Raw genomic sequence first — 7,981 nt, forward strand, 5'->3', positions numbered from 1 at the left:
CCTTACCGTCATCGACAGCGCCGGCCGAGCGTTGAGCCCGGCATCGCTGGCGCGGCCACCGACAAAGCCTTGGCCCGACGTCCCCCCCTGCCCCGGGCCCACCGGCGAGCGCGCCGACTGGTGGTGGTACGACCCCTTCCAGCCCCAGCCACCGCCGAACAACACAAACTAGCCACCCGCCGTCGGGCCGCCGGGGAGATCATCGGCAGACTCGTCTCATGATCCGGATGGCGACGCCACAGGACGCGGGTGCGATCGCCGACATCTACGCGCCCTATGTGCGCGACACCGCGATCTCCTTCGAGACGGTGCCGCCCGACGGCCAGGAGATGCGATCGAGGATGAGCGCGACCCTGTCCCGCCTGCCCTGGCTGGTGCTGACGGACGGCGACGTCATCGGGGGATACGCCTACGCGAGCCCGCACGGCGAACGGGCCGCCTACCGCTGGTCGGTTGACGTGTCCCTGTACCTGAGCGGCCCATACCACCGGCAGGGACACGGCCGCCGAATGTACGCCGCGTTGTTCAATGTGCTTGTAGCCCAGGGATACGTCAACGCCTACTCCGCCATCGTGCTGCCCAACCCGGCAAGCGTCGGCCTGCATGAGGCGGTGGGCTTTAGTCGCGTCGGCCTCTTCAATCGTGTGGGCTTCAAGAACGGAGCGTGGCGGGACATCGGCTGGTGGCATCGCCCGCTTGCCGATCCGTCCGCGCAGCCCGATGACCCGCGGCCATGGTCGGACCTGCCGGCTCACACACTCGAGGCTGCCCTCGCGGGGCACACTGGGTAATGGTTTTGGGGAAGGTCTGCGCAACGGCGAATCGAGGGGAGTCGATGAGTGAGAAGTCCGGCGGGCCCACCCGCCCGCTGATCGCGTTCACCACCGGAGACAACGCGCCGCCGATCGCCCCGGCGCCCATCAGCCGCCCGTGGATGGCGCAGATGCGCAACGGCTGGCCGAACCGGTGCCTGCCGATACTGATCGCCAACCAAAGCGGCTGGGAGCTGCGCAATCCGTGCGCCTTCACCGCGACCTGGATGGGCGGCGACGACAGCACGGGGGTGATCGTCGCGCCCGACCGGCGCGACCCCACTCAGCTGCTGCCGTTCAGCCACTTCGGTCACGGCATCCTGACCTGGCACCTGCCGATGCTGTTCCGCACCCCGCCCGGTTACAACCTGTTGGTGCGCGGGCCGGCGAACTATCCGAAGGACGCGGTGTCGCCATTGGAGGGCATCGTCGAGACCGACTGGGCCACATCGAGTTTCAGCATGAGTTGGCAGATGACCCGCAAGATGATGCCGGTGCGGTTCGAGGTCGACGAGCCGATCTGCATGATCGTGCCGCAGCGCCGGGCGGAGCTGGAAGAATTCGCCCCGGAAATCAGGCCGATCGAGTCCGACGAGGAAGCGCGGCGTAAACACGAGTTCTTCCTGCGTTCACGCAGCGAGCTCGGCAAGGCGCAGGCCGCGACGAACACCGACCTGGGCGAAAAAGTGCCGTGGCAGGGCGACTACACCCGTGGCAAGCATGCCGACGGCGAGCCCGGGGCGCCCGATCACCAGACGCGCGTCCGCCTGCGCCCGTTCGTCGACACGCGGTAGGCGATCAACCCGCGCGCGTCGCAGCCGGCGCGGGGATCCGGGTCGGCGCCTGGGCCGACGATCCCGCCCAGCCGACATACCCGTCGGGCCGCACCAGCACGGCGGGTCCGCGATCGGTCCGCTCCGCCTGCGGGATCCCGGGTGCCTCGACCGGCGGGGCGCCGCGTTCGCGCACCAACACGAAGCCTCCGCCGCGCTGCAATGCGGTCAACCGCCCCTCGACGAGGGGGATCTGGGTGGCGCGGGTGCCGACCAGGCCGCGGCGGCCGTAGCGCAGCGTCGTGCCCGCGAAACTGCCCGCCACCGAGTCCCGGACGACTGGAATTCGAAGCAGCCTGGGCGCCAACAGGTTTCGCAACCACCGGGCGGCGCGCGGGTGCAGGGTCGCGGCGCGGGCGATCAGCCCGGACTGCAACAGCACGCGCTTGCCGACCGGGTGGCGTTCGGCGTGATAGCTGTCCAGCAGTGCCTCGTCGGCGCCGCCGAGGACCGCGTCGAGCTTCCAGGACAGGTTGGCGGCGTCCTGAATGCCGGTGTTCATGCCCTGGCCGCCCATGGGGGAGTGCACGTGCGCGGCGTCGCCGGCCAAGAACACCCGCCCATGCCGGTACTGCTCGACTTGTCTTTCGTCGCAATGGAATCGGGACTTCCAGCCGACCTCGACGACGCCGTAGTCGGTGCGCATGCCGCGGGCGAGCACGTCGACGATCTCGGTGTCGTCGACGGGTTCGCTGTCGGGCACCTGATGGCCGCGGTCCCAGACCATGGCGCGGTACCAGGAATCGCGGTCATACGGCGCCAGAAACGCCAGGACGTCGCCGGGGGCGGCGACCGTGAGACCGCCGCCGGTGGGCCCGTGCGCCAGCTTGACGTCGGCCAGCACGATCGACGTCAGCACCGTCTTACCGGGGAATGCGGCCCCCACCAGCCGCCGCACGGTGCTGTGCGCGCCGTCGGCGCCGATCACGTAGCGCGCCCGCCACGTCAGCCGGTGCGCGGGATCGTCGTCGTCCTTGGGCCGAGCCGTGACGGTCACGCCGTGGGCGTCCTGCTCGAGCGCGACCACCTCGATGCCGCGCCGGATCTCGGCGCCCGCGGTCTCGGCGTAGTGGCGCAGCGCCGCATCCACGTTGGTCTGCGGGGTGACCAATACGAAGGGATAGCGGGAGTCGAGGTGGGTCAGGTCGATCCGCGCGCCGGCGAACAGTCGCACGCCCGGCGCGCGGTGCCCGAGCGCCAACAGGCCGTCGGCCAGGCCGCGCGCGTCGAGCACTTCCAGCGTGCGCGCCATGGTCGCGAACGCGCGGCTCGCCGGGTTCTCGGTGGGCCAGCGTTCCAGCACGGTGACCGATCGCCCGGCGCGCGCCAGGTCGCCCGCCGCGGTCAGGCCGGTCGGACCGGCCCCCACCACCAGGACGTCGACTTCGTGGGCAATCATCGGGCAACCCCCTCGGGCTGCGGGTACCAGCGGCGGATGTCGTCGGGCGTCGACTGCGCGGCGCGGTTGAAGACGAACCGACAGCCCGGCTGGGTCACGTGCGCGGCGTTGACGATCGACTCGAACAGCAGGGTGTTGGCGGCGACCAGCCGGATCCCGGCCCCGATCAGCACCGCGTCGTAGCGCTTGGCCTCCAGCCGCCGGCGGGCCTGGTCGGCGCCGGCCGTGCCGAAGCCGATCAAGCAGTTGTCGACCTGGTACCCGGCGGCGCGCAACGCCGCGACGTTGTCGTCGTTGGCGGTCCGCAACACCCCTTTGGACAGCCCGCCGAATTGCGCGAAATCCGGGGACGAATAGTCGATGACGTCGGGGTCGAGCCCGATCTGGATGACGGTCACGGTCATGGGTCAGACCTCCCGGAAGCCGAGTTCAACAATTGTTGAACCCAACGGTACGCGCGGGTGCTGGCCGTGTCAACAGTTGTTGAATACAATTCCGCCATGCCCGCAAAGACGCGAGACGGGAAGGTCACCCGCGAAACCATCCTGCGCGCCGCGCGCGCCCAGTTCTCCACGCACGGCTTCGAGCGGACCACCATTCGCTCGATCGCGTCGGAGGCCGGCGTGGACCCCGCGCTCGTCATGCACTACTTCGGCAGCAAGGCCGACCTGTTCGCCGCCGTCTCGCGGCTCGAGGTCAGGTTTCCCGATCTGTCCGGCGTCGCCCCCGAGGGCCTCGCGGACGTGCTGGTGCCGCTTTTCGTCCAGGTATGGGATCCGCACGGCTCCTTCCTGCCGCTGCTGCGCGCCGCCGCGACCAACCGCACGGCCGCCGACACGCTGCTGGCCGTGTTCGTCGAGCAGGTCGCCCCGGCGCTGGCCGGCGTCGCCCCCGATCGCGCCGCCGAGCGGGCCGCGCTGGTGGGGTCGCAGGTGCTGGGAATCGCGATGGCCCGGTTCGTGGTCGGCGTGCCGGCCCTGGCCGAGATGGACGACGCGACGCTGACCGAATGGGTACGCCCGGTGCTCGCGCGCTACCTGACGGGCCCGGCGCCGTCGGAGTCCCCGGCATAGAGTTGGGGCATGCCACTTTCTGGGGAATACGCGCCCAGCCCATGGGATTGGGCCCGCGAACAGGCCGAGAAGTACGAGCAGTCCGGCGGCACCGAGGCCACCGACATGAAGGGGAAGCCCATCATCGTGCTGACCACGGTCGGGGCGAAGACGGGCAAGCTACGCAAGACCCCGTTGATGCGGGTCGAGCACGACGGCGAGTACGCCATCGTCGCCTCGCTGGGTGGCGCCCCCAAACACCCCGTCTGGTACCACAACGTCGTCAAGAACCCGCGCGTCGAGCTGCAGGACGGCTCCACCACCCGCGAGTACGACGCGCGTGAGGTGTTCGGCGACGAGAAGGCGCTGTGGTGGGAGCGCGCGGTCGAGGCGTGGCCCGACTACGCCGAGTACCAGAAGAAGACCGATCGCCAGATCCCGGTCTTCGTGCTCACCCCCGTCGGCTGAATTCCAGGGTTGGTCGGCTGGCATGGCACCATTGACCAGTGTCCGCCGAACTGAGCCATCACCCGAGCGTGCCGTACGTTTGCGGGTCTGACATCGACACCGCGGCGAAGCGGATCGCCGCGGTGGTCACGCCGACCCCGTTGCAATACAGCGACCGGTTGTCGGCGATCACCGGCGCGCAGATCTATCTCAAGCGCGAGGACCTGCAGGTGGTGCGCTCCTACAAGCTGCGCGGCGCCTACAACCTGTTGGTGCAGTTGTCCGACGAGGAGCTGGCCGCCGGCGTGGTGTGCTCGTCGGCCGGCAATCACGCGCAGGGCTTCGCCTACGCGTGCCGGACGCTGGGGGTGCACGGGCGCGTCTACGTGCCCGCCAAGACACCGCAGCAGAAGCGCGACCGAATTCGCTACCACGGCGGCGAGTTCATCGAACTGATCGTCGGCGGAACGACGTACGACCTGGCCGCCGAGGCCGCGCTCGCCGACGTCGAACGCACCGGCGCCACGCTGGTGCCGCCGTATGACGACCTGCGCACCATCGCCGGTCAGGGCACCATCGCCGTCGAGCTGCTGGATCAGCTGGACGCCGAGCCGGACCTGGTGGTGGTTCCCGTCGGCGGTGGCGGCTGCATCGCCGGGATCACCACCTACCTGGCCGAGCGGACGACGAACACGTCGGTGCTGGGCGTCGAACCGGCCGGGGCGGCCGCGATGATGGCGGCGCTGGCCGCCGGCGAGCCGGTGACGCTGGATCACGTCGACCAGTTCGTCGATGGCGCCGCGGTGCGCCGGGCGGGCACGCTGACCTACGCCGCGCTGGCGGCAGCCGGGGACATGGTGTCGATCACCACGATCGACGAGGGCGCGGTGTGCACCGCGATGCTGGACCTGTATCAGAACGAGGGCATCATCGCCGAGCCCGCGGGTGCGCTGTCAGTCGCGGGACTGCTCGAGGCGGACGTCGAGCCCGGCTCGAGCGTGGTGTGCCTCATCTCCGGCGGCAACAACGACGTCTCGCGCTACGGCGAGGTGCTGGAGCGGTCGCTGGTCCACCTCGGCCTGAAGCACTACTTCCTGGTGGACTTCCCGCAGGAGCCCGGCGCGTTACGCCGGTTCCTCGACGAGGTGCTGGGCCCCGACGACGACATCACGCTGTTCGAGTACATCAAGCGCAACAACCGCGAGACGGGTGAGGCGCTGGTGGGCATCCAGTTGGCGTCGTCGGCCGACCTGGACGGCCTGCTCGCGCGGATGCGGGCGACGGAGCTGCACGTCGAACGCCTCCAGCCGGGTTCGCCCGCCTACCGCTACCTGCTGTTCTAGACCCGGGTCAGGTACGGCGGCACCGGCGTCGCGGGGTCGAGATTTTCGGCCGGCACCGGCGCGCCGGCCGTGACGCTCAGCGGCACCACCCCCGCCCAGTGCGGCAGCGCGCAGTCCTGCGGATCGTCCACCGGCCCGCCGCTGCGCACCTTGGCCGACACCTCCACCAGGTCGAGTGCGAGTACCCCGGTCGCGGCGAGCTCGCGCGGGTTCGGGGTGCGGCAATCGGCGGCGCGGCCGGGCGCGATGTGATCGAGCAGGCCGGTGAGCGCGCGCAGTTTCTCCGCCGGGTCGTCGACCACGCGCGCGGCACCGAGGACCACGACCGAGCGGAAGTTCACCGAGTGGTGCATGGCGGACCGTGCCAGCACCAGCCCGTCGACCAGGGTGACGGTGACGCACACGGGCAAGCCCGCAGGCGCCGCACCGGCCGCGATCAGGGGGCCGCCGCCGGTCGATCCGTGCAGGTAGAGGGTCTCGCCCAGGCGCGCGTGGGTGGTCGGCAGGACCACCGGCCGACCGTTGCCGAGGTAGCCCAGGTGGCAGATCAGCGCCTCGTCCAGGATGCGGTGGACGGTCTCGCGGTCGTACCGCGCGCGTTCCCGGTACCGGGTGGGCGTCGTGCGCTGGGTCGGCTGGTATCCGGTGGCCATGGCGTATACCTTTGTTCTAGTACATAATTGATTGCGTGCCAGTACAAAACAGCATAACCGGGACGGGCGCCGAATCCATAGCCGCCAGCATCGAGGAGGCCATCTCGGCCGGCTCGCTGGCGCCCGGGGACGCGCTGCCGCCGGTCCGTGACCTGGCCGCCCGGCTCGGCGTGAACGCGAACACCGCCGCCGCGGCCTACCGCCTGCTGCGGCATCGCGGGGCCGTGGAAACCGCGGGCCGGCGCGGTACCCGCGTCCGGCAACGCCCGGCGACCACGCCCCGGTCCCTGCTGGGGCTCGACGTCCCCGCGGGGGTGCGCGACCTGTCGACCGGCAATCCGGATCCCGCCCTGTTGCCCCTGGCGGGCGCCTCGCTGCCCGGGCCGGTCGGGGGCCGACCGGTGCTGTACGGGGAGCCGGCCATGTCGGCGGCCCTGGTGGAGTTCGCCGGGGCGGCGCTGTCCGCCGATGGCGTCCCGGCCGAGCACCTGGCGGTGACCAGCGGCGCGCTCGATGGCATCGAGCGCGTGCTCGCCGCGCACCTGCGTCCCGGTGACCGAGTCGCCGTTGAGGACCCGGGCTGGGCCAACCTCCTCGATCTGCTTGCCGCCCTTGGCCTTTCGGCGGAGCCCGTCGGGGTCGACGACGACGGGCCGCTGGCCGCCGACCTGGCGCGGGCGCTGGACCGCGGGGTGCGCGGGCTGATCGTCACCAGTCGAGCGCAGAACCCGACCGGGGCGGCGTTGTCCGCCGGCCGCCGCGACGAGCTACGAAACCTGCTGGCGCGCCGGGCCGCCGATCTGCTGCTCGTCGAAGACGATCACTGCGCCGGCATTTCGGGCGCGCCCTTGCACGCCCTGGCCGGGGTAACGGAGCGATGGGCGTTCGTGCGGTCCGCATCCAAGGCCTACGGCCCGGACCTGCGCGTGGCCGTGCTGGCGGGGGATCGGCGCACCGTCGAGCGCGTGCACGGCCGCCTGCGGCTCGGGCCTGGTTGGGTCAGCCACCTGCTGCAGGACCTCGCCGTCAGCCTGTGGTCGGACCCGGCTGCCGCGCGCCTGGTCGGCACGGCCGAGCGGCGGTACGCCGACACGCGCCGGCGGTTGTCCGCCGCGTTGGCGGAGCGCGACGTCACCGCGCGCGGCCGCTCCGGACTCAACGTGTGGATCCCGGTGCGCGACGAGACGGTCGCGATCACCCGGTTGCTGGGCGCGGGCTGGGCCGCGGCGCCGGGCACCCGGTTTCGCATCGGCACACCGCCGGGCATCCGCGTCACCATCGCGGACGTGGGCGCCCACGAGATCGACCCGCTGGCGGACGCGATCGCCGAGGCGGTGCACGGCGCGGGCCGCCCCAGCGTCTAGGTGTACTCGGCCGACACGTTAGTGACGGTTGTTGATTGTGGGGAGGACCCCCGGGCTTAGTGGAGATGTCTGACGTCT

General features: G+C 71.1%; 9 protein-coding genes and 1 pseudogene. 7 read left to right on the plus strand and 3 right to left on the minus strand.

Annotated elements, in window-relative coordinates; all coding sequences use genetic code 11:
* The 3 genes and pseudogenes from A5681_RS27580 to A5681_RS02810 form a co-directional block, all read left to right on the plus strand.
* Positions 1-172 (plus strand): annotated as a pseudogene (locus tag A5681_RS27580) (hypothetical protein); the annotation flags it as partial.
* Positions 173-218: 46 nt separating this feature from the next.
* Complete coding sequence (locus A5681_RS02805) at positions 219-791, plus strand: arsinothricin resistance N-acetyltransferase ArsN1 family B (protein WP_269454938.1); 573 nt, start codon at positions 219-221, stop codon at positions 789-791.
* Between the two features lie 44 nt (positions 792-835).
* On the plus strand, positions 836-1,606 hold the full coding sequence (locus A5681_RS02810) for a DUF6065 family protein (RefSeq protein ID WP_067269172.1): 771 nt from the start codon (positions 836-838) through the stop codon (positions 1,604-1,606).
* 4 nt (positions 1,607-1,610) lie between these two features.
* On the opposite strand, the gene A5681_RS02815 is transcribed toward A5681_RS02810, so the two are convergent.
* Positions 1,611-3,044, minus strand: coding sequence for an FAD-dependent oxidoreductase (locus tag A5681_RS02815; protein ID WP_067269174.1), 1,434 nt, complete (start codon positions 3,042-3,044; stop codon positions 1,611-1,613).
* Positions 3,041-3,448: a hypothetical protein gene (locus A5681_RS02820; protein ID WP_067269176.1), complete on the minus strand. Its 408-nt coding sequence runs from the start codon at positions 3,446-3,448 to the stop codon at positions 3,041-3,043. The genes A5681_RS02815 and A5681_RS02820 overlap by 4 nt, the downstream gene beginning before the upstream one ends.
* 96 nt (positions 3,449-3,544) lie before the next feature.
* Between A5681_RS02820 and A5681_RS02825 the strand changes: the two genes are divergently transcribed.
* The 3 genes from A5681_RS02825 to ilvA are packed head-to-tail and all read left to right on the plus strand — an operon-like array spanning position 3,545 to position 5,886.
* Entirely contained in the window at positions 3,545-4,117 is a 573-nt protein-coding gene (locus tag A5681_RS02825; RefSeq protein WP_067269179.1) for a TetR family transcriptional regulator, read from the plus strand.
* 9 nt (positions 4,118-4,126) lie between these two features.
* Positions 4,127-4,564, plus strand: a complete 438-nt coding sequence (locus A5681_RS02830) for a nitroreductase family deazaflavin-dependent oxidoreductase (RefSeq protein ID WP_067269181.1) — start codon at positions 4,127-4,129, stop codon at positions 4,562-4,564.
* Positions 4,565-4,602: 38 nt separating this feature from the next.
* Positions 4,603-5,886, plus strand: coding sequence for a threonine ammonia-lyase (ilvA, locus tag A5681_RS02835; RefSeq protein WP_067269183.1), 1,284 nt, complete (start codon positions 4,603-4,605; stop codon positions 5,884-5,886).
* On the opposite strand, the gene A5681_RS02840 is transcribed toward ilvA, so the two are convergent.
* Positions 5,883-6,539, minus strand: coding sequence for a pyridoxamine 5'-phosphate oxidase family protein (locus A5681_RS02840; protein WP_067269185.1), 657 nt, complete (start codon positions 6,537-6,539; stop codon positions 5,883-5,885). The genes ilvA and A5681_RS02840 overlap by 4 nt on opposite strands.
* Before the next feature lie 35 nt (positions 6,540-6,574).
* On the opposite strand from A5681_RS02840, the gene A5681_RS02845 reads away from it, so the two are divergent.
* Complete coding sequence (locus A5681_RS02845; protein WP_067269187.1) at positions 6,575-7,903, plus strand: aminotransferase class I/II-fold pyridoxal phosphate-dependent enzyme; 1,329 nt, start codon at positions 6,575-6,577, stop codon at positions 7,901-7,903.
* Positions 7,904-7,981: the final 78 nt, after the last annotated feature.

The sequence above is a fragment of the Mycobacterium scrofulaceum genome, from assembly GCF_001667885.1.
Taxonomy (GTDB): domain Bacteria; phylum Actinomycetota; class Actinomycetes; order Mycobacteriales; family Mycobacteriaceae; genus Mycobacterium; species Mycobacterium scrofulaceum_C.